This window comes from Arthrobacter globiformis, assembly GCF_030815865.1.
In the GTDB taxonomy this organism is placed as follows: Bacteria; Actinomycetota; Actinomycetes; order Actinomycetales; family Micrococcaceae; genus Arthrobacter; species Arthrobacter globiformis_B.
This window is the reverse complement of sequence record NZ_JAUSXI010000001.1, coordinates 1,249,747-1,275,127: the sequence shown is the minus strand read 5'-3', so window position 1 is coordinate 1,275,127 and position 25,381 is coordinate 1,249,747. Positions and strand designations below refer to the sequence as shown.

23 protein-coding genes are annotated in these 25,381 nt (G+C 66.3%); 7 read left to right on the top strand and 16 right to left on the bottom strand.

The features are described 5' to 3' along the window. Positions 1-205: 205 nt before the first annotated feature. From QFZ33_RS05945 to QFZ33_RS05925, 5 genes are all read right to left on the bottom strand, one after another. A complete protein-coding gene (locus QFZ33_RS05945; protein ID WP_307031681.1) occupies positions 206-2,191 on the bottom strand; it encodes an MDR family MFS transporter in 1,986 nt (661 codons plus the stop codon). A 61-nt stretch (positions 2,192-2,252) separates the two neighbouring features. After that, on the bottom strand, positions 2,253-2,750 hold the full coding sequence (locus QFZ33_RS05940; RefSeq protein ID WP_307025708.1) for a MarR family winged helix-turn-helix transcriptional regulator: 498 nt from the start codon (positions 2,748-2,750) through the stop codon (positions 2,253-2,255). 196 nt (positions 2,751-2,946) lie between these two features. After that, positions 2,947-4,620, bottom strand: coding sequence for a thiamine pyrophosphate-binding protein (locus QFZ33_RS05935; RefSeq protein WP_307025706.1), 1,674 nt, complete (start codon positions 4,618-4,620; stop codon positions 2,947-2,949). After that, the gene (gene speB / locus QFZ33_RS05930) at positions 4,617-5,729 is read right to left on the bottom strand and encodes an agmatinase (RefSeq protein WP_307025705.1); all 1,113 of its coding nucleotides are present in this window, start codon (positions 5,727-5,729) and stop codon (positions 4,617-4,619) included. Before speB ends, QFZ33_RS05935 begins: the two co-directional genes overlap by 4 nt. A gap of 166 nt (positions 5,730-5,895) precedes the next feature. Continuing rightward, positions 5,896-6,471: a helix-turn-helix domain-containing protein gene (locus QFZ33_RS05925; RefSeq protein ID WP_307025703.1), complete on the bottom strand. Its 576-nt coding sequence runs from the start codon at positions 6,469-6,471 to the stop codon at positions 5,896-5,898. Between the two features lie 290 nt (positions 6,472-6,761). Here QFZ33_RS05925 and QFZ33_RS05920 point away from each other — a divergent pair, with 290 nt between their 5' ends. Beyond that, positions 6,762-8,285, top strand: a complete 1,524-nt coding sequence (locus tag QFZ33_RS05920; RefSeq protein ID WP_307025701.1) for a sodium:solute symporter — start codon at positions 6,762-6,764, stop codon at positions 8,283-8,285. 178 nt (positions 8,286-8,463) lie between these two features. Here the strand turns inward: QFZ33_RS05920 and QFZ33_RS05915 are convergent, their stop codons facing one another. Further along, positions 8,464-8,700 (bottom strand): hypothetical protein, encoded by a 237-nt coding sequence (locus QFZ33_RS05915; RefSeq protein ID WP_307025699.1) that lies wholly within the window; start codon positions 8,698-8,700, stop codon positions 8,464-8,466. Between the two features lie 247 nt (positions 8,701-8,947). On the opposite strand from QFZ33_RS05915, the gene QFZ33_RS05910 reads away from it, so the two are divergent. After that, positions 8,948-10,132: a VIT1/CCC1 transporter family protein gene (locus QFZ33_RS05910; RefSeq protein ID WP_307025697.1), complete on the top strand. Its 1,185-nt coding sequence runs from the start codon at positions 8,948-8,950 to the stop codon at positions 10,130-10,132. A gap of 203 nt (positions 10,133-10,335) precedes the next feature. Beyond that, on the top strand, positions 10,336-11,358 hold the full coding sequence (locus QFZ33_RS05905; protein ID WP_307025694.1) for a matrixin family metalloprotease: 1,023 nt from the start codon (positions 10,336-10,338) through the stop codon (positions 11,356-11,358). A 28-nt stretch (positions 11,359-11,386) separates the two neighbouring features. Here QFZ33_RS05905 and QFZ33_RS05900 read toward each other — a convergent pair whose 3' ends face one another. From QFZ33_RS05900 to QFZ33_RS05870, 7 genes are all read right to left on the bottom strand, one after another. Continuing rightward, positions 11,387-12,520 (bottom strand): LOG family protein, encoded by a 1,134-nt coding sequence (locus QFZ33_RS05900; protein ID WP_307025692.1) that lies wholly within the window; start codon positions 12,518-12,520, stop codon positions 11,387-11,389. A gap of 153 nt (positions 12,521-12,673) precedes the next feature. Continuing rightward, on the bottom strand, positions 12,674-13,468 hold the full coding sequence (locus QFZ33_RS05895; RefSeq protein WP_373427239.1) for an integrase core domain-containing protein: 795 nt from the start codon (positions 13,466-13,468) through the stop codon (positions 12,674-12,676). Further along, positions 13,446-13,955 (bottom strand): hypothetical protein, encoded by a 510-nt coding sequence (locus QFZ33_RS05890; protein ID WP_307031987.1) that lies wholly within the window; start codon positions 13,953-13,955, stop codon positions 13,446-13,448. The genes QFZ33_RS05895 and QFZ33_RS05890 overlap by 23 nt, the downstream gene beginning before the upstream one ends. Positions 13,956-14,157: 202 nt before the next feature. Further along, positions 14,158-14,934, bottom strand: a complete 777-nt coding sequence (locus QFZ33_RS05885) for an SDR family NAD(P)-dependent oxidoreductase (RefSeq protein WP_307025690.1) — start codon at positions 14,932-14,934, stop codon at positions 14,158-14,160. A 36-nt stretch (positions 14,935-14,970) separates the two neighbouring features. Further along, positions 14,971-16,338: an MFS transporter gene (locus tag QFZ33_RS05880; RefSeq protein ID WP_307025688.1), complete on the bottom strand. Its 1,368-nt coding sequence runs from the start codon at positions 16,336-16,338 to the stop codon at positions 14,971-14,973. A gap of 286 nt (positions 16,339-16,624) precedes the next feature. Continuing rightward, on the bottom strand, positions 16,625-17,332 hold the full coding sequence (locus QFZ33_RS05875; RefSeq protein ID WP_307025687.1) for a FadR/GntR family transcriptional regulator: 708 nt from the start codon (positions 17,330-17,332) through the stop codon (positions 16,625-16,627). An 82-nt stretch (positions 17,333-17,414) separates the two neighbouring features. Next, positions 17,415-17,882, bottom strand: a complete 468-nt coding sequence (locus QFZ33_RS05870; RefSeq protein WP_307025685.1) for an SRPBCC family protein — start codon at positions 17,880-17,882, stop codon at positions 17,415-17,417. 41 nt (positions 17,883-17,923) lie between these two features. Between QFZ33_RS05870 and QFZ33_RS05865 the strand changes: the two genes are divergently transcribed. From QFZ33_RS05865 to iolB, 3 genes are all read left to right on the top strand, one after another. Beyond that, positions 17,924-18,904, top strand: coding sequence for a gamma-glutamyl-gamma-aminobutyrate hydrolase family protein (locus QFZ33_RS05865; RefSeq protein ID WP_307025683.1), 981 nt, complete (start codon positions 17,924-17,926; stop codon positions 18,902-18,904). A gap of 128 nt (positions 18,905-19,032) precedes the next feature. Next, positions 19,033-19,773 carry a GntR family transcriptional regulator gene (locus QFZ33_RS05860; protein ID WP_307025681.1) on the top strand — a complete coding sequence of 247 codons (741 nt, stop codon included), beginning with the start codon at positions 19,033-19,035 and terminating at the stop codon, positions 19,771-19,773. A 121-nt stretch (positions 19,774-19,894) separates the two neighbouring features. Next, positions 19,895-20,797: a 5-deoxy-glucuronate isomerase gene (gene iolB / locus QFZ33_RS05855; protein ID WP_307025679.1), complete on the top strand. Its 903-nt coding sequence runs from the start codon at positions 19,895-19,897 to the stop codon at positions 20,795-20,797. 53 nt (positions 20,798-20,850) lie between these two features. Here the strand turns inward: iolB and QFZ33_RS05850 are convergent, their stop codons facing one another. Continuing rightward, positions 20,851-22,128 (bottom strand): MFS transporter, encoded by a 1,278-nt coding sequence (locus QFZ33_RS05850; protein ID WP_307025677.1) that lies wholly within the window; start codon positions 22,126-22,128, stop codon positions 20,851-20,853. Between the two features lie 175 nt (positions 22,129-22,303). Between QFZ33_RS05850 and QFZ33_RS05845 the strand changes: the two genes are divergently transcribed. After that, the gene (locus QFZ33_RS05845) at positions 22,304-22,753 is read left to right on the top strand and encodes a MarR family winged helix-turn-helix transcriptional regulator (protein ID WP_307025675.1); all 450 of its coding nucleotides are present in this window, start codon (positions 22,304-22,306) and stop codon (positions 22,751-22,753) included. A gap of 207 nt (positions 22,754-22,960) precedes the next feature. On the opposite strand, the gene QFZ33_RS05840 is transcribed toward QFZ33_RS05845, so the two are convergent. Next, positions 22,961-24,403 (bottom strand): sugar porter family MFS transporter, encoded by a 1,443-nt coding sequence (locus QFZ33_RS05840; RefSeq protein ID WP_307025673.1) that lies wholly within the window; start codon positions 24,401-24,403, stop codon positions 22,961-22,963. Further along, positions 24,400-25,275 (bottom strand): sugar phosphate isomerase/epimerase family protein, encoded by an 876-nt coding sequence (locus QFZ33_RS05835; RefSeq protein ID WP_307025670.1) that lies wholly within the window; start codon positions 25,273-25,275, stop codon positions 24,400-24,402. The genes QFZ33_RS05840 and QFZ33_RS05835 overlap by 4 nt, the downstream gene beginning before the upstream one ends. Between the last annotated feature and the right edge of the window lie 106 nt (positions 25,276-25,381).

Genomic DNA, 25,381 nt, shown 5'->3' with positions numbered 1-25,381 from the left:
GTTGCCCGTGCGAAACGTCGCGGGCGAAGATCATCCCAACGGACGACGCCGGCTCACTCCGCCAAGCGCGAACGGACACTTGGCGCCCCAGGCCGGTCCCCGTCGTCGTACGCCCTGCCCGCTTAAGCGGAGTTTTTGTACAGATATTGGCCTAGGCCGGGGCTTTGCGGCCATTATCTGTACAAAAACTCCGTCCCCGCGAGCGCTATTCGCCGCGGTGCTTGCCGTGCGAGGCGATGTAGTGCGCGGCGGCGCTCTGGAGCTTCCGCTCCTTGGCGAGCCGCCGGCTCAGTGCCTTCAGTTCGGCGCCGACCCGTGCCTGCTCCTGTGCAATGGCTCGCTGCTGCTCGGCCTGCCGGGCCACGGCGTTCAGGGCCGCGGCCAGCTGAAGCTGCTGCTCCGCGAGGAGGCCCTGCGTTTCTTGGATGAGCGGCACCAGGTCGGCAGGCTTGTTGTGCATCTCGGCCAGCATGGTCCGGGCCCGCACCGGCGGTTCGTTCATCGGCAGGACGGGTTCCGCCGCCGGCTGCCGGCCGGGCTGGTAGCTTGGCGCCTTGGCGTCGTCGACCCGCTGCCGGCTCAGCACTTCGGCGAACTCCCGCTCGAGGTCGTCGTCGGAATACTCAGCGGCAGGCAAGCCGGAACCCAGCCCTGACTCTTGGTCAGAAGCCGGTTCCGCGTCAGCAGCCTCCGGACGGATGTCAACGGTCCGGCGCAGCGGCTGTTCCTTGATCAGGAGCACGGCGATGAGCGCAACCACAGCGATGGCGCCGGCGATCAGGAAGATCTCGGCGGTGGCGTCGCCGTAGGCCGCCCGCATGATGTCCCGGATCGGGGCAGGCATGTCGGCCAGGTCGAGGCTGGCGCCGGACGAGCCGGAGCCTGCCTTGATCCCGGCGTCGGCAAGGCCCTGGGTGGCCAGTTCCTTGACCCGGTTGCTCATGATTGCCCCCAGCACGGACACGCCGATCGCGCCGCCCACGGAGCGGAAGAACGCCACAGAAGCACTGGCCGTGCCGATGTCGCTGGCGCTGACAGTGTTCTGTACGGCCAGGACGAGGTTCTGCATGAGCATGCCGAGCCCAAGGCCCAGGATCGCCGTGAAGACGCCGGACTGCCACAGTTCCGTGGTGTGGTCCATGGTGCCTGCAAGGCCCAGCCCGCCGATCAGCAGCACGGACCCGGCGACCAGGTAGCGCTTCCACTTGCCGGTGCGGCTGATCATCTGCCCTGAAACCACGGAGCCGATCAGGTTGCCGGCGATCATGGGCAGGGTCAGGAGGCCAGCCTCGGTGGGCGTTGCGCCGCGTGCCACCTGGAAATACTGGCCCAGGAAGGTCGAGGACCCGAACATCGCCACGCCCACGGCCACGGAGGCCCAGATCGCCAGGGCGGTGGTGCGCTCGGAGATGATCTTCAGCGGGATGATGGGCTGTTCAACCTTGGATTCGACCACAACGAGCAGCGACAGCAGCACCACGCCGCCGCCCACCATCAGTGCCGACTGCCAAGACCACCAGTCGTAGTAGTCGGGGTTGCCGGCGAACGACACCCAGATCAGGAGCAGGCTGACGCCGGTGGTCAGGAGGATTGAGCCGAGCCAGTCGATCTTGGCAGGCCGCTTGACGTGCTGGATCTTGAGGGTAATCTGCAGCAGGATCAGGGCGACGACGGCGAGCGGCACGCAGACGAAGAACGTCCAGCGCCAGCCGAGCGGGCTGTCAACGATGAAGCCGCCAAGCAGCGGTCCGCCGGCCGTGCCGACGGCCATGACCGCACCCATGTAGCCGGAGTACTTTCCGCGGTCCCGCGGCGGGATCATGGAACCGATGATCGCCTGGGCCAGCGCGGTCAGGCCGCCCATGGCGATGCCCTGGACAACGCGGGCCGTCAGCAGCAGCGGGATGGTCTGGGACAGGCCGGCCATCACCGATCCCGCCACGAAGATCACGATGCTGAGCTGGACCAGGATCTTCTTGTCGAACAGGTCAGCGAGTTTGCCCCAGATCGGGGTGGTGGCCGCGTTGGCCAGCAGTGCGGCGGTGATGACCCACGCGAAGTCCGTCTGCGTGCCCTTGAGCTCGGACATGATGGTGGGCAGCGCGTTGGCCACGATGGTGCTGCTGAGGATCGCGGTGAAGAAGGCCGCCAGGAGCCCGGTCAGGGCCTCCATGATCTGCCGGTGCGTCATGGGGGCCTGGGGCGGGTGGGCCGAAGGGCGTGACGTGGCCGTCCCGGAGACGGCAGCGTGGCTAGCCAATGAACTGCTCCTTGCGTTTGGTAGTGGTTGTGATGGGGCCGGCCGTCTTTGCCCGGGCGGATTCCCGCAGGGATTCCGCAAGTTTGGAGAGTACTTTCGCCGTCTCCGCGGCGTCCTGCTGGCTCCAGTCCTGGAGGTATTCCTGCAGCGTGGCCACGCGGTGTTCCTCGATCTCGACGAGCTTCGCGCGGCCGGCGTCGGTGAGGGCGACCAGTTGCGCACGGCCGTCATCGGGATCGGGCCGGCGATGGACCAGTCCGAGTTCCTCCAGCTCTGCGATGTGCCGGCTGAGGACCGGAGCGCTGACGCCCAGCCGTGCGGCCAGGTGCGTGGCGCGGGACTCCTTCTCCCCCACGAAGCGAAGGACGCCCTGCAGCGCGACTCCCGCCTCCAGACCGCGCGAGTTCGAGACGGCCGCGCAGCGGACGGCGCGCTGGAGGTCAAAGATCTGACGCACGAGTTCGGCCGCGGTGTTTGGCTCAACTGCCATGATGGATTGCCCCTTATTGCTTGCCTTAGGCAACTATAGCAAGAAATGGTTGCTTTAGGAAACTAAGCAATCCGTGCCAGGCACCCCGTGCGTTTAAAAGGCAGCAGCGCGAACGGGCATTTGAGGCCCCGAATCCGAGATGGAAATGGGGCCTCAAGTGTCCGTTCGCGCTGGAAGAGCGCTGGAAGGGCGCGGGTCAGGTGTCCAGGTGGGTGGGGGCGAACATCTTGAGCAGTGTTTCGACGACGACGACGTTCGGCCCGTCCGCGGCGAAGCCTGCCTTGAGCGCGTCCCCCACGTTTTCCGGTGCGACCCGGGCGGCAGGCACACCGAAGGATTCCGCAAGCTTCACGAAGTCCGGCCGGGCGAGTTCGGTGGCGGTGGCCTTGCCGAAGGCACCCACCATGTATTCGCGGAGGATGCCGTAGCCGCCGTCGTCCACGATCAGCCAGGTGACGGGCACGTTGTGCTGCGCGGCTGTGGCGAGTTCGGCGATGGAGTACATGGCCGAGCCGTCGCCGGAGACAGCGAGCACGCGGGCCGAAGCAGCGGACCTGCCCACGGTTTCCAGGCCCACGGCCCCGCCGATCGCCGCAGGGAACCCGTAGCCCAAACCGCCGGCGCCCTGGGCCGAGTGGAACTGCCCTTCACGGGCGTCCCAGCAGCTCCAGCCCCAGTACGCCGAGATGGTCATGTCCCAGAACGTCTGCATGTCCGCCGGAACTGCCTCGCGGATGTCGGCCATGAACTTCAGTTCCTTGGCCAGGTCCTGCGATTCCAGCCGTTCCTTCACCTTCCGCAGCGACTCCCGCACGAGGTCCTCCGGCGTGGTTCCGTGCCAGTCGGGCCGGGCGTCGGCGGGCACCACCAGCGAAGCGTCGAGGGCTGCGAGCGCCTGGCCGGCGTCGGCGCGGATTCCCAGGCCGGGCCGGTTGGATTCCAGGACGCGCGGTTCGGCGTCGATCTGAATGATCCTGCCGCGGGGTTCAAAGGTGAAGTAGTTGGACGTGACTTCGCCGAGGGAGGAGCCTATGACCACCAGGACGTCCGCGTCCTCCAGAAGGTCCGTCATATGCCGGTCCTCAATCCACGACTGCAGCGACAGTTCATGGTTCCACGGGAAGGCCCCGTTCCCGCCGGGCGTGCATATGACTGGAGCCCGGAGCTTTTCCGCGATCGAGAGCAGCGACTTTTCCGCCCGGCCCCGACGGGTTCCGCCGCCTGCAATGATGGCCGGACGCTCCGCCGTCGACAGCCATTTCACGGCTTCCCGGACAAGTTCGACGCGCGGCGGGTTGTCCGCCGCTTCGGCCAGCGCATCCTCCACGGGCGGCACCATGATGGGGTCCAGCAGCACGTTCTGCGGGACTTCCAGCCATACCGGGCCCTGCGGCGACGAGATTGCCTCGGTCCAGGCATCCTGGATGGCGGACGGAATGCCCGACGCGTGCTGGATCAGGCGCTGGCTCTTGGTGACGTTGGCGGCCGACGCCTTCTGGTCATCCAGCTGGTGCAGCATGCCTTTCCGGCGGGCACCCAGGCCCTCAAGCGGGATCTGGCTGGCAACCACCACCATGGGCACACCCGTGGCGTACGCTTCCTGCAGCCCGGCGAGCGACGTCAGAGCGCCCGGACCGGTGGACAGGAACAGCACGCCCACCTCCCCCGTGGCACGTGAGTAGCCGTCCGCCGCAAACGCAGAATTGTTCTCCACCCGGGAGGACACGAACTTCAGGTTGCCCCGGCCCATCGCGTCGAAGAGGCCCAGCGCGTGCTGGCCGGGGATGCCGAACACCGTCTTCGCGCCCAGCGCCTCGAGGGTCTCGACGACGAGGTCCCCGCCGTTGCGGACACCGGTCCCGGCGGTCACTGGGAGTACCCCCCCACAGCGGCACGGACAGCGCCATTGTCTGCGGGCGCGGGCGAGGCTGCCGCGAACCCTGCCGGACGGCGGGCTTCCCGGCCCAGAGCCTGGGCGGCGTAGCCGGTCTCGGCACCGAAGCGGTCGCCCTCGACGGTGTTGTCCGCCATGAGGGTGACGAGCTCATAGGCGACATGGCTGGCGGCCACGCCGGTGATCTCGGCGTGGTCGTAGGCCGGGGCCACTTCAACGACGTCGGCGCCAACGAGGTTCATGCCGCGGAAGCCGCGGATGATCTCCAGCAGCTCCCGGCTGGTGATGCCGCCGGCTTCCGGCGTGCCGGTTCCAGGCGCGTGGGCGGGATCCAGAACGTCGATATCCACGGAAATGTACAGGGGACGGTCCCCGATCCGGTCCCGCACTTTGGCCACAGTCTCAAGGACACCCTGGTAGTAGACGTCCGCGGAAGTGACGATGCCAAACCCGAACCGCTGGTCGTCGTCGAGATCCTTCTTCCCGTACAGCGGGCCGCGGGTGCCTATGTGACTGATGGCCTCCGTGTCCAGGATGCCCTCCTCCACAGCACGGCGGAACGGCGTGCCGTGGGTGTACTCCGCGCCGAAGTAGGTGTCCCAGGTGTCCAGGTGGGCGTCGAAGTGCAGCATGGCAATGGGGCCGCCGGCGCGCTCGGCCGCGGCGCGCAGGAGCGGCAGCGCAATGGTGTGGTCGCCACCCAGGGTGAGCAGCTTGCTGCCGGCCGCCGTCAGGTCGAGGGCGTTCTGCTGGATAGTCTCGATGGCCTCGTTGATGTTGAACGGGTTCACGGCCATGTCGCCGGCGTCGGCCACTTGGCAGTTCTCGAACGGGCTGACGTCCCAGGCCGGGTTGTACGGGCGGAGCAGCCGGCTCGCCTCGCGGACGTGGTTGGCGCCGAAGCGTGCACCCGGGCGGTAGGAGACGCCGGAATCAAAGGGCACGCCCACCACGGTGACGTCCGACTTGGCCACCTGGTCCAGGCGCGGCAGGCGGGCATAGGTTGCCGCCCCGGCGTAGCGGGGAATACGGGATGAATCGATGGGGCCAAGGTTGCCGTTGGCTTCGATGCGCAGCTCTTCCAAAGGAACGCCTCTCCTTCGAGGATGAATTGTCGACGGTGGGTTGTGACAGCCATCATACACTTGAAGTTGCCCAATGTGCATCGACTGTTTACCAGCGTTGGGAAGCTGGGGCAGAAAAAGACCCGGGCCACCAAAGGTGGCGGCCCGGGCCCTAAGGCAAAGAGCGCTACCGGCTGGCGGCCGGCACTAGCACCCAGAGAACCTCGACCGGCTCATCGGTGGGGTTGACCCAGGTATGCGGTTCCCGGCCCGGGAAGGTGACGGTATCGCCCGAGGTCAGCTCGTACTCCTCGTTCGTGAGAATGAGATTGATGGTCCCCTTGATCACGTGCAGGACGTCGACGTCGCAGTCAACGGCATACAGCTCCGATTCGCCGCGTCCCCGCGGATCGATGACGGCCTGGATGATCTGCACGCGCCGCTCGGACCGGGCGGTCAGCAGCCGCTCGACGATCCCCTCACCGCCGAGGGAGATGCGGGGACCCGCATCCCGCTTCGTTAGATGGGTCTCCGGCGCGGCGAACAGGTCGCCAATGGAGATGGACAGCACCTGGCACAGAGTAACGAGGGACGCCACGGACGGCGAGGTCAGGTCCCGCTCCACGCGGCTCAGGAAACCTTTGGTCAATCCGGTGGCGTCGGCCACCTGCTCGATGGTGAGCCGCTGGGACTGGCGCGCGGCACGGATTCTTGAACCGATGGCAACCGGAACATTGCTCGGCTCAACTGGTAGTGCCTTCATTTACGAACCTTTCACGGCCGGCAGCCCGGCCCCATCATTGGAGTCATATTAGCGGCCCGGCCCCTCCGTGACGCGGGGCGAACCGCGCCGCGGAGCTTTGCGTCTTGACTGTTACTCGAATCACAGCCTACGCTCTAACGCAACAACTGTTGCTTGTGAAACAACTCCCACGAGGAGACGCGCAGCAAGGAACCCAGCGTTCCCCCCAGATTTCCGTTCAGTGCACGCCATCCGGCCAGCCCGTTTCCCGGCTCGCCCGCAAGCTGCCAAAGCTCCAAGGATCCCCAATCATGGACGCAAGTTTCGTCAATATCGCCATCGTGGTGGTCTACCTGGCCGCCATGCTGGCCTTCGGCTGGTGGGGCAAGTCCCGCACCAAGAACAACAGCGACTTCCTCGTGGCCGGCCGCCGCCTGGGGCCGTTCCTCTACACCGGAACCATGGCCGCCGTCGTCCTGGGCGGCGCCTCCACCGTTGGCGGCGTCGGCCTGGGCTACAAATTCGGCATCTCGGGCATGTGGCTCGTGGTGGCGATCGGTGCCGGTGTGCTGCTGCTGAGCCTTCTCTTCGCCGGCACCATCCAGAAGCTGAAGATCTACACCGTCTCGCAGATGCTGTCCCTGCGCTACGGCAGCCAGGCCACCCGGACATCCGGCATCATCATGCTCGCCTACACCCTGATGCTCTGCGCCACGTCCACGAGCGCGTACGCAACCATCTTCGTGGTCCTGTTCGGCTGGGACCGGGCACTGGCCATCGCCATCGGCGGCGCCATCGTGCTGGTGTACTCGACCATCGGCGGCATGTGGTCCATCACCCTGGCCGACCAGGTCCAGTTCGTCATCAAGACAGTAGGCATCTTCTTCCTCATGCTGCCTTTCACGCTCAACGCAGCCGGGGGCGTTGACGGCATCCGCAGCCGCGTGGAGGCCAGCTTCTTCCAGATCGACGGCATCGGCCTCCAGACGATCATCACTTACTTCGTCGTCTACACCCTCGGCCTGCTGATCGGACAGGACATCTGGCAGCGCGTGTTCACCGCCAAGACGCCCCGGGTTGCCCGCTGGGGAGGCGCCACCGCCGGCATCTACTGCATCCTCTACGGCGCGGCCGGCGCACTGATCGGCCTCGCCGCGAGGGTGGCACTGCCCACCATCGACGTCGCCACCGAAGGCAAGGACGTTGTCTACGCCGAGGTCGCCCAGAACCTGCTGCCCATCGGCATCGGCGGCCTGGTGCTCGCCGCCGCCGTCGCGGCCATGATGTCCACCGCCTCCGGCGCTCTGATCGCCGCCGCCACCGTTGCCCGTGCCGACGTGCTGCCGTTCGTGGCCGGCTGGTTCGGCAAGACCATCAATACTGACGACTCCGACAACCCCGAGCACGACGTCAAGGCCAACCGCATGTGGGTCCTCGGGCTGGGCATCGTGGCCATCCTCATCGCCATCATCACCAAGGACGTCGTCGCGGCCCTCACCATCGCCTACGACATCCTGGTGGGCGGTCTCCTCGTGGCCATCCTCGGCGGACTCATCTGGAAGCGCGGCACCGGCGTCGCGGCGGCGGCGTCCATGGCGGTCGGCTCCGTGGTGACGCTCGGCACCATGATCGTCCTGGAGATCAATGCCAAGGCACCGCTGGACGGCGTCTTCGCCAACGAGCCGATCTACTACGGCCTGCTCGCCTCCGCGGTGGTCTACGTTGCAGTGTCGCTGCTGACCAAGCCCACGGATCCCGCGGTCATGAGCCGCTGGTACCGCCGGGTGGCCGGCAGGGACACCGAGGAAGTGCCGGTTACGGCCAGCGCCCGGTAACCTGCCCGGTCACCTGCTGCCGGCAGGTTTAGCAACAGCGCACGACGACGGCGGTGCCTCCCAGCGTAAGGAGGCACCGCCGTCGTGGTTTAACGAGTTGGGCTTAAGCAGGAGGGAACGGTCCAGGGACGAAACGGACGTCAGTAGTTGGAACGGACGCCAGAGTTGAACTGACGCTTTAGGATTCGAAGCCTTCGTCCGCACGGAACTCGTCGTCCGCATCGCTCGGAACTACCCGTTCGTCGTCATCGACTGCCTCGGAGTTAGCGGGAACAACCCGCTCCTCGGAATCGAGGAATTCGTCCTCTGTGTCCCAGTCTTCGTCCACAGGCGCGTCCTCGGCAAAGTCGTAGGCGGGATCGGACTCGATGGTGTGGCGGGTGTCCGGCTCGGGGCGCGATCCGTTGGTGTTCATCAGGCAGACCTCCGTGTGGTTGGACTTCCGTACCCGGCGTCGCCGGGGCACATTTTCATCAGATCACTGCGGGTGCAGGCGGTCAAGGGCGTTCATGCCGGCTGGCCGCTTTGCCTCCGGCGGCCGGAGCTATTGAGGTTTCCCTAAACCTTTTACTAAGGGTTACCGGCCGAAAAACCGCGGAATTACGCGGTAAAGTGGGCGATGCAATGGGGCCGCATCACGTCCCATCTACCCAGGAGTTCCCGTGTCTCAGCACGCAAAATCTGACCCTCATACCACCGGCAACGCGTCCGCCCCGTCTGCTTCGAGCAACGGCGCGGCACCCAACGGCACCGCCGCAACTCGTCCAGAGCCCACCGCTGCGGACATCAAGCGCTGGCGCCAGTACCTCGCCGACGAGCGGGCCGAGGCTGCCGTCTACCGTGACCTCGCGCAGAACCGCTCCGGCGAAGAGCGGGCCATCCTTTTGGCCCTCGCCGAAGCCGAAGGCCGCCACGAGGCGCACTGGCTGAAGCTGCTGGGCGAGCACGCGGGCAAGCCCCGGCACGCCTCCTTCCGCAGCCGCCTCCTGGGCTTCCTGGCCCGGCATTTCGGGTCCGTGTTTGTGCTCGCGCTGGCGCAGCGGGCCGAGGGCCGCTCCCCCTACACCAGGGAACCGTCCGCGACTCCAGCCATGGCGGCGGACGAACAGATCCACGAGGAAGTGGTCCGCGGCCTGGCCACGCGCGGCCGGAACCGGCTGGCCGGCACCTTCCGCGCCGCCGTCTTCGGCGCCAACGACGGCCTGGTCAGCAACCTCTCGCTCGTCATGGGCATGGCCGCCACGGGTGTTGGCAGCGGCGTGGTCCTGCTCAGCGGCATCTCCGGACTCCTGGCCGGCGCGTTCTCCATGGGCGCTGGCGAGTTCGTTTCCGTCCGTTCCCAGCGCGAGCTCCTGGCCGCCACCCGGCCCACCCAGGTGACGCTGGTGGCGGCACCCCAGCTGGACATCGAACACAACGAGCTCCTGCTGGTCTACCTTGCCCGCGGCATGTCGCGCGAGGCCGCCGAACACCGCGTGGCCGAGCGCATGGGCCTCTTCACGTGCGACTGCGATCCGAGTCTCTCGCTCCATCCCGAACTGCCGGAGACCGAGGACGAACACGAAGCCGTGGGCACTGCCTGGGGCGCCGCGCTCTCCAGCTTCTGCTTCTTCGCCTCGGGCGCCATCGTGCCCACCATTCCCTTCCTTTTTGGCATGACCGGGATCGGCGCCCTGATCGTGGCGGCAGTCCTGGTCAGCATTGCGCTGCTGGCCACCGGCGGCACCGTCGGCCTGCTGTCCGGCACCTCGCCGCTGACCCGCGGCCTGCGGCAGCTCGCCATCGGGCTGGGAGCGGCCGGCGTCACCTACCTCCTGGGCATGGCGTTCGGCGCTGTCATCGCCTGATTCACGGGGACTGCCTGACTTTCCCGGATCGCTCAGCTGGTTTCCTGGCCTGGCGAGGGGAACTGTACAGTGGGCCTGTTTGTCTGGTGCTTGTTGGTTGGGTGCCTTGTTGCCTGGTACTAGTTCGCCTAGTGCCTTGTTTGCCCGGTGCCTGATTCCGTTGTGGAGGCGGCGCCGCCGAGGAATGCCGTGAAAGGGGTGCAGTGGAGGGTCACGATCCTGGATCCATTCACCGCAGGCACCGGCCGCGCCACTCGGGTCCGGCCACCACGGCAGCGAGATTTATCCGCCGTCTGATCGTGCTCGCGGCCCTTGGCTGTGCAGCGTTCCTTGCGGCCGGAATGGCGTACGGGGACCCCCGCTTTGCGGGCGTGCTGAACTTCCGCATCGGTTCCGGGGACCCACCCGCCGCATCCCGGCAGGATGATTCCGGCGGGGTCGATTCTGACCAGGATCCTGCGGGCCAGGATCCGGCCGGGCAGGCGGGGCAACCCGGGCAGAAGGCACAGTCTGCCGGAGCGGAGTCCGGCGCGCCCGGGGGCTTTGGCCGTACCGGGGACGCACCGCCGTCAGGCCTCGAGGAGGCAGCCACTCCCCTGGGCGCGCCGGAGCCGCCTCCGGAGCCCAGCGACTCCTACAAGTTTCTGGCCGTGAACAGCGACGGCTCCCCCGTGGGCTACTCTCCGTGCCGTCCGCTGCATTACGTGGTGAATGCGCGTCTTGCGCCGGAGGGTGCGGCGGGCCTGGTTCCACTGGCGATCAAGGAAATCTCCCGCGCCACCGGCATCCAATTTGTCGACGACGGGGCCACCGATGAGCAGCCCTCGGACCCGCGCGCCCCCTACCAGCCCGGGGCCTACGGCGAGCGCTGGGCACCCCTGCTCATCAGCTGGACCACGCCGGACGCGGCTCCCAAGCTGGGCGGCAAGGTCATCGGCACCGGCGGCAGCACCCACTACAGCTATGGGAACGGGCCCAAGAGCTACGTCACGGGCAGCCTGGAACTCGATGCCCCGCAGATGGCTATGGAACTGGAACGCCCCGACGGCACCGCCTATGCCACCGCCGTCATCCTTCACGAACTGGGCCACGTGATGGGGCTGGAGCACGTCGACGACCCCGTGCAGCTCCTGTATCCGGAGATCGGCGCCCCTGACGGCCTCGCGGCGGGCGACCTCAACGGCCTGTATCAACTGAGCAGGGCACCCTGCCGCAAGGACCTGTAGGCCTGCCTCTTATTCCAGCGGGGCGCCTTCACCCGCCGAGGACCGCGAGCGCCTCGTCCACGCTGTCCACCAGGAAGATGCGCTGCTCCATGGCCCGGCCGGCGGCGAGGCTTTGCAGCATCGGCCAGGCCGGAAACCGTTCCTCCCAATGTTCCCTGCCCACCAGCACCATGGGGGTCATGGTCTCCTGGGCGCCGTAGTAGTTCTCGCAGGCATCCTGGAAGATCTCCTGCACGGTGCCCGCGGCACCGGGCAGGAACACGATGCCTCCGTTGCAGACCTCCAGGAGAATGGCCTCGCGGACGGCGTTGGCAAAGTACTTGGCGATGTGGGTGGCGAAATAGTTGGGCGGCTCGTGGCCGTAGAACCACGTGGGAATGCCGAGGGACGCGGTTCCGCCCGGAAAGCGTTCGACGGCGGCTGCCGCAGCACGCGCCCATGCGGACACTGAGGGGCGGAAGCCGGGGACGGCCGCCAGTTCGCGGAGCACGTCCTGGAAATCGTCGTCATTGGCCGCGCTGAAGTAGGCGCCCAGGTTCGCGGCCTCCATGGCCCCGGGCCCGCCGCCGGTGGCCACCAGGTGGCCGCGGCGGGCCAGGAGCCGGCCCAGCGTGGCAGCAGCGGCGAAGCCGCCGGTCCCCCGCTGCAGGGCGTGGCCGCCCATGACCCCGACTATGGAACGGCCCCCGCTGTTGAGGCTACGGACAAACTCCTCCAGGGCATCGCCGACGGCGTGATCGTGCAGGGCTGCCGCGAGTGTGGAATCGAGGCGGTTCCGCTGGCCCGGCCGCATGCTCCATTGGTAGACCAAAGCGTCGGGGGTTTTCTCGTACGGCTCACCAACAATGCCTGCGTACAGCTCCTGCGGGGTGTAGAGCCCTGCCCGGTACGGATTGAAAGGAACGCCGGTAAGCCGCGGAAAAATCAGTGCGCCCCGGCTGCGAAGTGTTGCCTCCACGCCCGGGTCGAAGGTGCAGCCCAGGAAAATCGCACCCTCGGCATCCATGGCTGCCAGGGCTGTGGCCCGTCCGCGGAGGTCAAGCGACTGAGCGTGCCAGCCGTGCATCGCCCGGGCCCCCGCATTCACCAGCCGGTCGAAGCTGGCAACGCTGTTCACCTCAAGGGTCCGCGGGCTGGGGTTCAGGCTGCCGGAGGGGTTCATGGTGCCCAGCCTAGTGCCGCGTTCCCCCCGGGCGGGGGGAGCCGAACGGACCCAACTAGGTAGCAGTTGTGGGCGTTCCCAGCGTTTGTCATGTCTCAGGACCTCGTGGACACTTCCTGTCTCAGGACTTCGTAGACATTTGATGTCTCATGGCTATGTGGACACTTCGTTCTCTGGCGTTGGCTGGCGGGCTTTGAGCGTCGGGTAGATGCTCCGTTTCTTGCGGGCTCCCCGGGGGTTGGCTGCGACCCCTGAGGGTTTGCCGTTGCCGACGTAGGGAGTGCCTTGGGCCGGCCGGCGGTGGCTGATGATTTCGGTCCCTTGCGCTCCGAAGAACATGATGACGGCATCGTCGTAGAGGATATGGACAGTCGTTCCGATGTGTTCATTGCCCAGTTTGAAATGGGTTCCCAGGATCGTCGCGCACCCGTTCCGGTCCACTGTCCGTTGCGCGCTTCGCCGGCCCGGTCCGGCCACGGCCGGTTCCGGCGGGGCGGGCGGGGGTGTCTTCGGGGTGGCGTCCCAGGCTTCCCGGGGAGTCAGGCCGGGAGGCAGGCCCTGATGTTCACGTTCGTTGTTGTAGTAGAGATCGAAGGCATCGACCTGTAATTGCAGGACGGGCATTGATGGCGCCGGCGGCTGCCGGTGCAGGTATCTGTGCAGGGTCTGATGGAAGCGTTCGTTCTTGCCCTGGGTGGTGGGCTTATAGGGTTTGCCCGTGATCGGCTCGATGCCCCTGGCTTTGAGGAATTCGACCAGCGCGCCGGTGCGTCCGCGGCGGGTGGGGTTCAGGGCCGAGCCGTTGTCGGAGAGGAATTTCTGCGGTGCACCGTGGCATTCGATGGCCAGCGTGACGACGGCGATCGCGGCGGCACTGGTTTCCCCGGTGGCCACCAGGGACGCCAGTGCCAGACGTGAATGGTCATCAATGAGCTGGAAGATCGCCACCTTCCTCCCGTCGGCGAGCTGCCACTCGGTCGAGTCGATCTGCCAGCACGCATTGGGCTGGGGGATAGACGAACCTTTTGTAAGCGCTTCGCGGCTTCTTTCTCGGCTCCGGCACCACGACCCCGGCCCGGGCAAAGATTCTGGCGACCGTGGCCCGGGACGGCGGCCTAGAGCCCTGCCTGGAGAGCTTTGCGATGACAGAGAGCGGGCCGTGGTCCAAGCCCAGTTTCTTGAGCTCCGCCCGGGCACCGAGCAGCAGATCCACCATGCCCGGTGCAGTCGCGGTCGGCATCGTCGAGGGAAGCGTGGGCCTCTTCTCCAGCGCTTTCACCGGCCCGACCTCAGCGGCCGCCGCCCGGACCCGGTAGAACCAGGCCCGGGAAACATTGTGCTTCCTGCAGAATGCGCTCACCGCACCCCTGGGCGAATCCTCGGACCATGTCGCAACAGCATGCCGAATCCTGATGTCCGGCTGGGATTTACTCATGAACAGCAGCAAACCCGCAGCCCAAGTGTCCACGAGGTCCTGAGACAGAGTGTCTACGAAGTCATGAGACAGAACTGTCCATTAAGTCATGAGACTCAGCAGGCGTTCCCAGCGTTGGGAACGCCCTGAGCTGCTACCCAGTTGAAAGTAGAAGTGCCCCGGCGGAATCCCGGCGGGGCACTTCGGATAATTCAGGAACGGGTCAGGAAACCTGCAGACCGCCATTGATGTCGTAGGTCGCGGCCGTGATGTAGCCCGAGTCCGCACCCAGCAGGAAGGAGATCAGCGCAGCCACTTCCTCGCGGGTACCCACGCGGCCCATCATGATGCCCTCGGACATCTGTGCCTTGCGCTCCTCGCTCAACGTGCCGCCCATGATGTCGGTGTCGATCGGGCCGGGGGCGATGGCGTTCACGGTCACGCCGAACTCGCCGACCTCGCGGGCCAGGGCACGGGTAAAGCCGACAATGCCGGCCTTGGAGGCGCTGTAAGCCACCTTGGAGTAGGTCCCTCCGCCGCGCTGGGCGGAGATGGAGGAAATGCTCACGATGCGGCCGAGCTCGCGTTCGATCATTCCTTTGAGGACCCGCTGTGACACCACGAAGGTGCCGCGCATGTTGATCGCAAATACCTTGTCCCACTCGGCAACCGTGGTTTCCATGAAGGGGGTCGGCGAGCTGATGCCGGCCAGGTTGGCAAGGGCCACGATCGGCGGCAACGACTCTTCGATCTCCGTGATAGCCCGGTCCACGGACGCCTCGTCGGAGACGTCGGCGCCGACGCCGATCGCCTTCACTGCACGGTTGGATCCGATCTCTGCGGCCGCGGCCTTCGCGTCCTCGGCGTTGATGTCCAGGATGGCGATGGACCAGCCTTCGCTGGCCATGCGGTCAGCTGCTGCGCGGCCGATACCGCGGGCAGAGGCCGCGCCGGTCAGCACAACGGTGCGTTCTGCGGGGAAAGGGGTAATTGAGATCATTGCGGGTATTCCTTCGGGTGGTTCTCGGATGGGTCTTTAGCGGCTGGCCGGAACGTCTGCGGCGGCCTTGACTGCCGGATCCAGCGCCGCATCGCCTTCGGGGCGCTTGCGGGCATAGAGGTAGGTGGCCACGGCCGTGACGCACAGGCAGAAGGAGAGGAAGAGTAGGCCGCTCTGGTTGTTGCCGGTGGCGTCCTTCAGGATGCCCACTGCATAGGGGGCGACGAATCCGCCCAGATTGCCCAGCGAGTTGACCATGGCCAGCCCGGATGCGGCGGCTGCGCCGGTGAGCGCTGCGGACGGCATCGACAGGAACGGGGCAATGGCCCCGTAGATGCCCATGGCCGACGCGGTCAGGGCAATGAGTGCCAGGACAGGGTTGACCGGAAGCAGGAAACCGGCGGCGAGCAGGCCCAAGCCGGCGAGGACCATGCTGACGGCGCTGTGCCAGGCACGCTTGCCGGTCTTGTCAGCGCGCTTGCTCCAGAAGTAGACGAAGACCGCGGCGATGGCGTACGGGATGAGGACGATGAATCCGACCTCGGCGGTGGAGAACTCGCCCAGGGCGGCGACGATGGTGGGCATCCAGAGGCCCAGGCCGTAGATGCCGCAGACCAGTCCGAAGTAGAGGGCCGAGTAGGCGATGGTGCGCTTGTCCTTGAGACCGGCCAGGAAGTTGTGGCTGCTGCCCTTGGACTTGGCTGCCAGTTCGGCGTCCATGGTGGTGGCGAGCCATTCGCGCTCGTCGGCGTTGAGCCACTTGGCGTCCCGAGGGCGGTCCGTCATCAGGAAGGGGGTCAGCACGCCCAGCAGGACGGCGGGAATGCCTTCAAGAATGTAGAGCCACTGCCAGCCTTGCAGGCCCATGATGCCGTCCATCTGGAGGAGCAGGCCGGAAACCGGGGCACCCAGTGCGTTGGAGATGGGCTGGGCCAGGATGAAGATGCCCAGTACAGTGACCCGCTGTGCGGCCGGGAACCACAGCGTCAGGTAGAAGAGGATGGCGGGGAAGAAGCCGGCCTCGGCCGCGCCCAGCAGGAAGCGGATGATGTAGTAGGTGGATTCGCCGTTCACCAGGGCCATGGCCGCTGCGAAGATGCCCCAGGTGATGAGGATGCGGGCCAGCCACTTGCGGGCGCCAAACTTGTACATGCCGGCGTTGCTGGGGATTTCGAGCACGGCGTAGCCGAGGAAGAAGATGCCGGCGCCCAGACCGTAGGCTGCGGCGCTCAGGCCAATGTCCTCGCCCATGGTCAGCTTGGCGAAGCCGACGTTGTTCCGGTCCAGATACGCGATGAAGTAGAGCAGCACAATCAGGGGCATTACGCGGCGGCGGACCTTGCGGAGCGTGCGGTCTCCAAGCTCGCCCAGTCCGGAGGACTTTGTGGTGAATGAAGTCATCATCGACCTTCTGTCTGTCGGTTTCCGGGCCGGCGGCTTCGCCGGGGGAATCCGATGCTTTTTCTGATGGGGTTCTGTCCGCTTCAGAGGGGAATGTCTGCGCTAAATCTGATGTCAGACATCTGACGGAAGAACATGACCAAAAGCATAGGAGCGTGACGAGCATTACGTCAAGATGAAAGGCGTGGCCCCAGCAAAAAAGTGGGCTCAGAAGGACGTTGGACCCGGAAAAAAGTAGGAAACGAGAAAAGCCAGGGCCCAAGAACGCCGGCGCCTAGGAACACAGAGCCTAACCGCGGTTGCCGTGAACATAGCGCTCGTAGTCCTCGAAGGTCTGGTCCATGTGCTCGTCCATGGCCTTGCGGGCCAGCTCGGAGTCGCCGGCGAGGATGCTCTCGAGCACGCGCTGATGGAAGGCGATGGCGTGGCGCTGGATCTCCTCGATGGCCGAGGTCTCGCGGCGGGCGCGGTAGAGGGACTGACCCAGCTGGGCCAGGAGGGCGCGGACAAACGGGTTGCCGGAGGCCTTCAGAACGGTGTCGTGGAAGGCGATGTCCGCCGCCACGAACCCGTCAAGGTCTCCGGCCTGGTGAAACCGCTTCATGTCCGCGATGGACGCCCGCATCTCCTCCGCGTGCTCCGGAGTGTGGCGCCTGGCGGCGAGCGCGGCGGCTCCAGTCTCCACCATGCGTCGCACCTCGATCAGGCCGCGGGAAACCTGATCGTCCGCGTTGCCGTGCGACGCTGCCTTGATGATCGCGTCAAGGCCGGTCCAGCTGTCTGCTGGATTCACGAATGTTCCGCGGCCGGCTTTGACGTAAAGGATGTTCTGCGCCCGGAGTGCCTTCAGTGCTTCGCGGACGGTCAGCCGGCTGACGTCGTAGGCCTTGGCAATGTCGGCTTCCGGCGGCAGCGCATCATGCGGCTTGAGCCTGCCGTCAAGAATGTCGTCCAGCAGACCATCGACCAGGTCGTCAACAAGTGTCCTGCGCCCCATCGACTGCCCTACTTTCGCCTTGCCTGTTGCTCCCAACACTACCGAAACCCGCGCAGCCCCAATAAAATCGGCACGAAGTGCGTCATCGCGCGGCTTGCGCGCCCGTAACGTATGAGTCCAGCCTGGCGAGCGTCCTGTCAATATTCGCCGGATGGCGGCCCAGATAACCGGCAAGCCGGAGCAGGAACTTGCCGCGGACATTGCGCGCATCCCACTGTTCTGTCACGAGCGTTCCGCGCACGCCGCTGCTGTCCGTGGCCGGGTCCAGAAGGTAACGCCACACATGCCCGTAGAAGTGGCGCCAGCCGATCCGCCGGCCCTCCTCGAACTCAGTGACGGTGTTGAGGATCCGGTAATCAACCCTGATCTTCATTTCCATGCCGAATTTGGCCCCCGGTCCCAGGCGCAACGGCCCCCGCGGCTGGGCGCCCTTGACGGTGCCCGATCCGTCGATTTCGCTGTGCAGCGCGGGAGTGGCCAGGACCTCGAAGACCACGTCCGGCGCCGCAGCGATGAAACGGTCCCTGGACACCAGATAGCGGTTGTTCATTCGGCCAGCCTAACCGGCCGGATATGGGGCAGAATTTGAGGATGCAGAATTCAACGCGGAATTCAGGAACAGTGCAGACCCCGGACGCAGCGCAGAACCCGGACACGGCGCCGGATGCAGACGCGGCACACAGCGCGGCGCCGCGCGAGGAGCGCCGGCCGCGGATCGGCATCCCGGTCCGGCTCAGCAGCTCTTCGGATCCGGACCCGCGGGTGGCAAAGGCCAACAACCTCTTCGGCTGCATCGTCAGCCTCATCCGCGATGTCGGCGGAGAACCGGTGCTGCTCACTGCTGAGTCACTGGAGGGCGGGCTGAGCGGCGCACGCAACAGTGGAACGGCCGACGGCGGAACTTCCGACGGCGACAAGGCGCCGGACGCGCCCGAGGCGCTTGACGGCGTCGTACTTCCCGGCGGCGGCGACGTTGACCCGCGCCTCTACGGCGAGGAACCGGGGCCCACGCTCTATGACGTCAATGCGGAGCAGGACCGCCTCGACATCGCGGTGGCTCGGCACGCGCTCGATGCCGGCACACCGGTGCTGGGAATCTGCCGCGGGCACCAGCTGCTCAATGTCCTCTACGGCGGAACACTGGTCCAGGACATGACACCGGGTACCGTGCCGCACCGCCAGATCCCGGCAGCGGCCAACAGACCATGGGTTTGGCACGAGGTGACGATTACCCCGGGATCCAAGGTGGCGAAGATGTACGCCGCCGCCGAAAAACCGGAGGCCGGCGGAACGGCCTCTGCCGACGCAGACGATGCGGCCGCCGGTGAAACAGCCGCGGGCGGCGTACACGCAATGGAGGTCAAGATCGCGTCCGGCCACCATCAGGCTGTCGACCGGGTGGCGCCGGGGCTGCTGGTGACCGCCGTGGCGGATGACGGCACGGTAGAGGCGCTGGAGGACCCCGAGCGCTGGGTCGCATCGGTGCAGTGGCATCCGGAGGCCCCGGAACTGACCGAAGAGCAGAGGCTTGCCCCGTTCCGCGTGTTCGTGGAGGCCTGCCGCACTCCCTGACTGCCTAACTCCTTGACTGCCGGCGGCTCCCTGCTATTATCAAAAACGGAGTATGTCCTAACAAACGGACATGCACTGACATACAGGCTTCCTGGACGCGGGGACCTGCAGCACAAAGGGAGCATTCAATGGCGAACCAACTACGCCTCAGCATCGACCGCTCGTCGCCGGTGCCGCTGTATCATCAGGTCGTCCAGGGCATTGAAGCTGCCATCCACACCGGTCTGCTGGAACCCGGGAGCCGGTTGGAGAACGAGATCGATCTCGCCGCCCAGTTGAACCTCTCGCGGCCCACCATGCGCAAGGCCATGGACGAACTGGTCCGCTCGGGGCTGCTCGTCCGCAAGCGGGGTGTCGGCACGCAGGTGGTGTCCAGCCAGGTCCGCCGCCCGCTTGAGCTGTCCAGCCTGTACGACGACCTGACGAACAACGGCAGCAAGCCCACCACCGAGGTGCTCACCTTTGCGCACATCGAGGCCGACGCCGCCACCCGGGAGGCCCTGCACCTCGCCGCCGGGGCCAAGGTCTATCACTTCACCCGGCTCCGGAAAGTGGGCGGCAAACCGCTGGCCCTCATGGAGAACTGGGTACGCGACGACATTACGCACATCGATGAGGACCTGCTGAACACGCAGGGCCTGTACGGCATCCTGCGCAGCGGCGGCGTCAACTTCCGGCTAGCCACTCAGCGCATCGGCGCCGTGGTGGCCAACGACTACCAGGCTCCCCTGCTTGAGACCGAACCGGGCTCGGCCCTGGTCACCATGGAACGCACCGCCGTCGACGACACGGGGCGGAACGTGGAGACCGGACACCACGTCTACCGCGGTGACTCCTACAGCTTCGAAATGACACTGGTTCAGCGCTAGGCCACCTCAACCGCGGGCCAGTACATGGCGCCTGCAGCGTAGGGGCAGGCGCTGGCCTGCCCTGGCAGCGGGCCAACGCGCGCCGGACCTACCACCACACATCCGAAAGGGACACGAACTTATGGCCGACTGGGTATACCCCCTGGGCAGCGCAGCCGAAGGCTGCTGGGACGTTTCGCTGGGTACGTCCGACTCGAAACTTGCCGTGGAAGGCTGGGAACACACAGGACTCAAGGTGGCCACGCTGGCGCCGGGCGCCGTCGTCGAACTTTCCCCCGCGGCGGAGGAACGGATTGTCATTCCGCTGGGCGGGGCGTTCACGGCGACCGTGGACGGGCTGGACTACCCCCTTGCCGGGCGGGCCAGCGTCTTCAGCGGCCCCACCGATGTGCTGTACTCCGGGACGGACAAGGCGGTGACGGTTTCGTCGTCCGACGGCGGCCGGGTGGCCATCGCGACGGCGCCCGCCAAGGTCCAGTACCCGACGCGCCTGATCACCGCGGCGGAGACGCCGGTGGAACTGCGCGGGGCCGGAAACTGCTCCCGGCAGGTCCACAACTTCGGAACCCCCGCCGCACTGGAAGCCGACCGCTTCATCGTGTGCGAAGTCCTCACGCCGGCCGGCAACTGGTCCTCGTACCCTCCCCACAAGCATGACGAGGAGAAGGAGGGCGAGACCCGGCTCGAGGAGATCTACTACTTCGAGACGCGGGTGGCCGACGTCCCGGGTTCAAGCGGCCCGGGCGAGAATGCGGACGCCATCGGCTACCAGCGGGTCTACGCCTCCGACCACCGGCCCATCGACGTCGCGGCCGAGGTCCGCACCGGCGACGTAGTGCTGGTCCCCTATGGCTGGCACGGCCCGGCCATGGCCGCGCCCGGTTACGACATGTACTACCTCAACGTCATGGCCGGACCCGGCCGCGTGCGCGACTGGCTCATCAGCGATGACCCGCACCACGGCTGGGTGCGCCAGACCTGGGACGGCCAGAACTTGGACCCCCGGCTGCCGTTCGGGGCATAACGCGGGGCCAACGGCTCGGGCCATCGCGCGGAGTGCGCGGCCAACGGCGCGGGCTAACGGACGGAAACGGGTCCGACGTCGGCCGGTTCAGCCTGGACTGAACCGGCCGCTTCCGTCTCCACGCGTGTTTGGGACGCGACAACTGCCTCGGCTGTTTCGCCCCGAACGGGAGCCCGGCGGGCACTGGCCTTTGCCCGGGCGGCGGCGCCGGCCATCACCAGAAGGCCCAGCAGGGTAATCCCGGCCCCTGCCCAAATGGGCGAGGTGTAGCCCAGACCGGCGCTGATGGTCACGCCGCCAAGCCAGGCGCCAAGGGCGTTGCCCACATTGAACGCGCCGATGTTGGCTCCGGACGCCAGCGTGGGCGCCTTGGCCGCGTACTTCATGACGCGCATCTGCAGGCCGGGCACTGTGGCGAACCCGAAACCACCCAGGAGCAGCAACGAGGCGATGGTGAGCACCTGGTTGCCCGCGCTCAGGGCGAAAACCACCAGCACGAGGACGAGGACCGAGAGTACGGCCAGCAGGGTGCGGTCGACGTCGCGGTCAGCCGCCCTGCCCCCGAGGGTGTTGCCGATAAACAGGCCGACACCGAAGACAATCAGCAGCCATGGCACCGTGGAGGGGGCGAATCCGGAAACCTCGGTGAGGGTGAAGGCGATGTAGGTGAAGGCGCCGAACATTCCGCCGTAGCCGAGGATGGTCACCAGGATCGACAGCCACACCTGGCCGGAGCGGAAGGCGCGCAGCTCACTGCGCAGTCCGCCGCTTGCGGCGTCACCGTTCCCCGCCTTGGGCACCAGGGCCAGAATGCCGGCCAGTGCCAGCACGCCGATGCCCGTGATGGCCCAGAAGGTGGAGCGCCAGCCTGCCGCCTGCCCCAGCAGGGTGCCGAGTGGAACTCCGAGGACATTGGCGGCCGTGAGCCCGGTGAACATGATGGCGATGGCGGCGGCCTTCTTGGTCGGCGCGACCATGCCGGCTGCCACCACCGCCCCGATGCCGAAGAAGGCGCCGTGTGCGAGGGCGGCAACCACCCGGCCCGCCATCATCGCCCAGTAGTCAGGCGCTATGGCGGACAGCAGGTTGCCGGCGACGAAAAGCACCAGCAGAACGGCCAGCACGGGCTTGCGCTGGAAGCGGGACACCGCGGCGGTGAGTCCCAGCGCTCCCACCACGACGGCGAGGGCATAGCCGGAGATGAACCAGCCGGCGGAGGCTTCGCTCACCTGGAAGTCTGCGGCCACTTCGGGGAGCAGGCCCATGATGACGAATTCGGTGAGTCCGATGCCAAACCCGCCGAGGGCTAGGGCTATCAGGCCAACAGGCATGGATGTGCTCCTTCGGCACTGTACTGAATGGGGAGCGCGACGTAAGCTAATAGTTGCAGGCGCGCTATTTATTGCAACGCAAGTAATTGTTGCACAAGCAAATATACCGCGCAAGCAACTATTTCACGGCCGTGCTCTGTTTCGGCAGAGCCGGAGAACCGAAGGAGGAGAGTCCATGGGCATCAAGGACGACGCCGTGGAGGTGCGTGCCCAGGGTTGGCGCACCTTGGCGGCCCTGCACGGGCTGATCGAGGCGGAGCTGGAACGGTCGTTGCAGGAGCAGGCACAGCTCTCCGTCGTCGAATACACGGTGCTGGACGCGCTCAGCCGGCAGGATGGGTGGCACATGCGCATGCAGCAGCTGGCCCGGGCCACCGCCCTCAGTGCCAGCGCGACCACCCGCCTGGTGAACCGGCTGGAGGACCGCGGCCTGCTGACCCGCATTCTGTGCGCGGACGACCGCCGTGGCATCTACACCGAACTCACGGGCAGCGGGAGCAAGCTGCTGGCAGAAGCGCGGCCGGTCCACGACGCCACACTGGAGCGGACCCTGGCCGAAGCGCAGCAGGTGCCGGAACTGGCGCCGCTGGTAGATGCCCTCCCCCGCCTCCACGCCGGCGTCTAGGTTCGTCCGGAAGCCGCCGGGCAGCACCGCCCCGGCAACCAGCTAGCCGCCGTCGAACGCTTCCGGCAGTCGAACGCCTGGGCGCAAAACTGCCTCCGGCGCTGGGGTTTTTGTACAGATAATGCCCTCCCGAAGGCTTCGAGAGGGCATTGTCTGTACAAAACTCGGGAGCGGTCATGGTCCGGGACGGGTTTGGACCCGGACTGTTTAGTGGACCGGGGTGTTCGTTCCGACGGCGGTTTCAGCTGCGGCGGAGACGCCTGCCTGGTGCTTGAAGTAGTGTTCCACGTCCTCAAGGCTCTTGTCCTTGGTCTCGGGAATGTACCTGGCAGCGAACAGAATGGCGCCGACACCCAGGACGGCGAACACGAAGAACGTGCTGGAGATGCCAACTGCGGCGAGCAGTTGCGGGAAGCCGAAGCCGATCAGGAAGTTCACGATCCAAAGCACGAAGGCCGACGCGCCCATGCCGAGGCCGCGCAGCTTCAACGGGAAGATCTCCGAGAGCATTAGCCAGGTGACCGGTGAAATGGCCCCCTGCTGGAATGCGAGGAACGTGACGGTCAGCGCCAGGATTACGTAGCCACGCCCGGTGCCCTCGGGCAGGATCAGCGAGAACAAGCCGATCAGCAGCAGCGCCGAGGTGGTTCCGATCTGCCCGGTGATGAGCATCCGGCGGCGCCCCACCTTGCCGAGGAGCCAGATGCCCACGAAGGTGGCCAGCACGGAGATGACACCGTTGGCGATGTTGGCGCTCAGTGCCGCTTCCCGGCCGAAGCCGGCATCCGCCAGGATCTGCGTGCCGTAGTACATGATGGAGTTCACGCCGGTGATCTGCTGGATCACCGCAAGGCCGACGCCGACGAAGAAGATCCGCCGCAGCCAGGGAACCTGCAGGTCCTTCCAGGAGCCCATCTTGGACTTGTAGTCCTCCACGGCCATGGCCTTGACCTCGTCGAACTCCGCCGTGGCCTCGGCCTTGGAGCGGATGCGCTGAAGCACGCCGAGCGCCTCGCCGAAGCTGCCCATGGAGGCTAGCCAGCGGGGGCTTTCGGGCATGAAGGCCATGCCGATCCACAGGGCGATGGCGGGCAGCGTGGCAATCACCAGCATCCAGCGCCAGATGCCCCCGGCCCCGCCGAAGGTGTTGCCGAGGTAGGCGTTGAAGATGAAAGCGAGCAGCTGGCCGGTGACGATCATGAGTTCGTTCTGCGTCACGATCCGCCCGCGGCGGGCCGAGGGCGACACCTCAGCGAGGTACACCGGCACCGTCACGGACGCCCCGCCCACGGCCAGGCCCAGGATGAACCGGGCCGCCACCATGAACTCAGTGCTCGGAGCCAGCGTGCAGGAGAGTGTGCCGATCAGGAAGACGACGGCAAGGACCATGATCATCTTGCGGCGGCCGTTCCGGTCCGCCAGCCGGCCGCCGAACAGTGCACCGAAGGCGGCGCCGAACAGGAGCGACGACGTCACCATGCCCTCGGCAAGGGGGGTCAGGCCCAGGTCCTCCTGCATGTATGGCAGGGCACCGTTGATGACGCCTGTGTCGTAGCCGAAGAGCAGGCCGCCGAAGGTGGAAATGATGGTGACCGTGCGGAGCGCCCGCTGGTGTTTTAAGTCGGCCTTGCCAGAAGGCGCGGCCGTCATACGCTGACCTTCTGCACGTACTGCTTCATCGTGTCCAGCTGGTAGCGGGAAACGTCCTCGGCATTGTCGTCTTCGGCGAAGACGCTGGACACCATCACGGTGTCGTCCCGGTCCAGGAACCCGATTTCCTTCAGGCCGCCGAAGAACTCGTCCCAGTTCACGTCGCCGTCGCCGATCTTCAGGTGTTGGTGCACCCGGACCGCGTTGCCCGGCGGATTGGTGATGTAGCGCAGTCCGTGGGACGCGTGGTGGTCCATGGTGTCGGCAACGTGGACCAGGCGGAGCCTGTCCCCTGCCGCGCGCATGATGTCCAGCGGCGAGTTCTTCATGTGGAAGCTGTGCGAGGCCACGTAGACCATGCCGACGTTCTTGGAGTTCAGGCCGCGGATGACGCGGATCGCGGCAAGGCCTTCCTCCACGAAGTCGTCCGGGTGCGGGTCGATGAGCAGGTCGATGCCTTCGCGCTCGATGATGGGGAGCAGTTCCTCCATGGAGCGGTAGAACGCGCGCTCGGATTCCTCGGCCAGCTCAGGCCGGCCGCTGAACTCGGTGTTCATGGTGCTCACGCCCAGGTCCACGGCGATCTGGATGGCGCGCTTCCAGTAGCGCACTGCTGCTTCACGGGCGTCCTCGTCCGGGCCGGACCAGCGCAGCACAGGCAGGATGGACGCGATTTCAATTCCGGCGCCGGCGCACGCCTTCTTCAACTGGCCCACCAGTTCGTCGTCGGCCTTCGGGTGGTTGTAGAAGGGGATGAGATCCGGGTGCGGCGTCATCTGCATGTACTTGTAGCCGAGGTCGGCCACCACCTTGGGAAACTCCAGCAGGCTGTGGCTGTGGTGGAAGGGGGTGGGATCAAGGGCGATTTTCACGAAGAACACTCCATTGTGGAAAAAGTTGGGTAACGAACCGAGTTTTTGTCCAGATAATGCAACCTTGAGGGCCCCTAAGGCGCATTATCTGGACAAAACTCCAAGT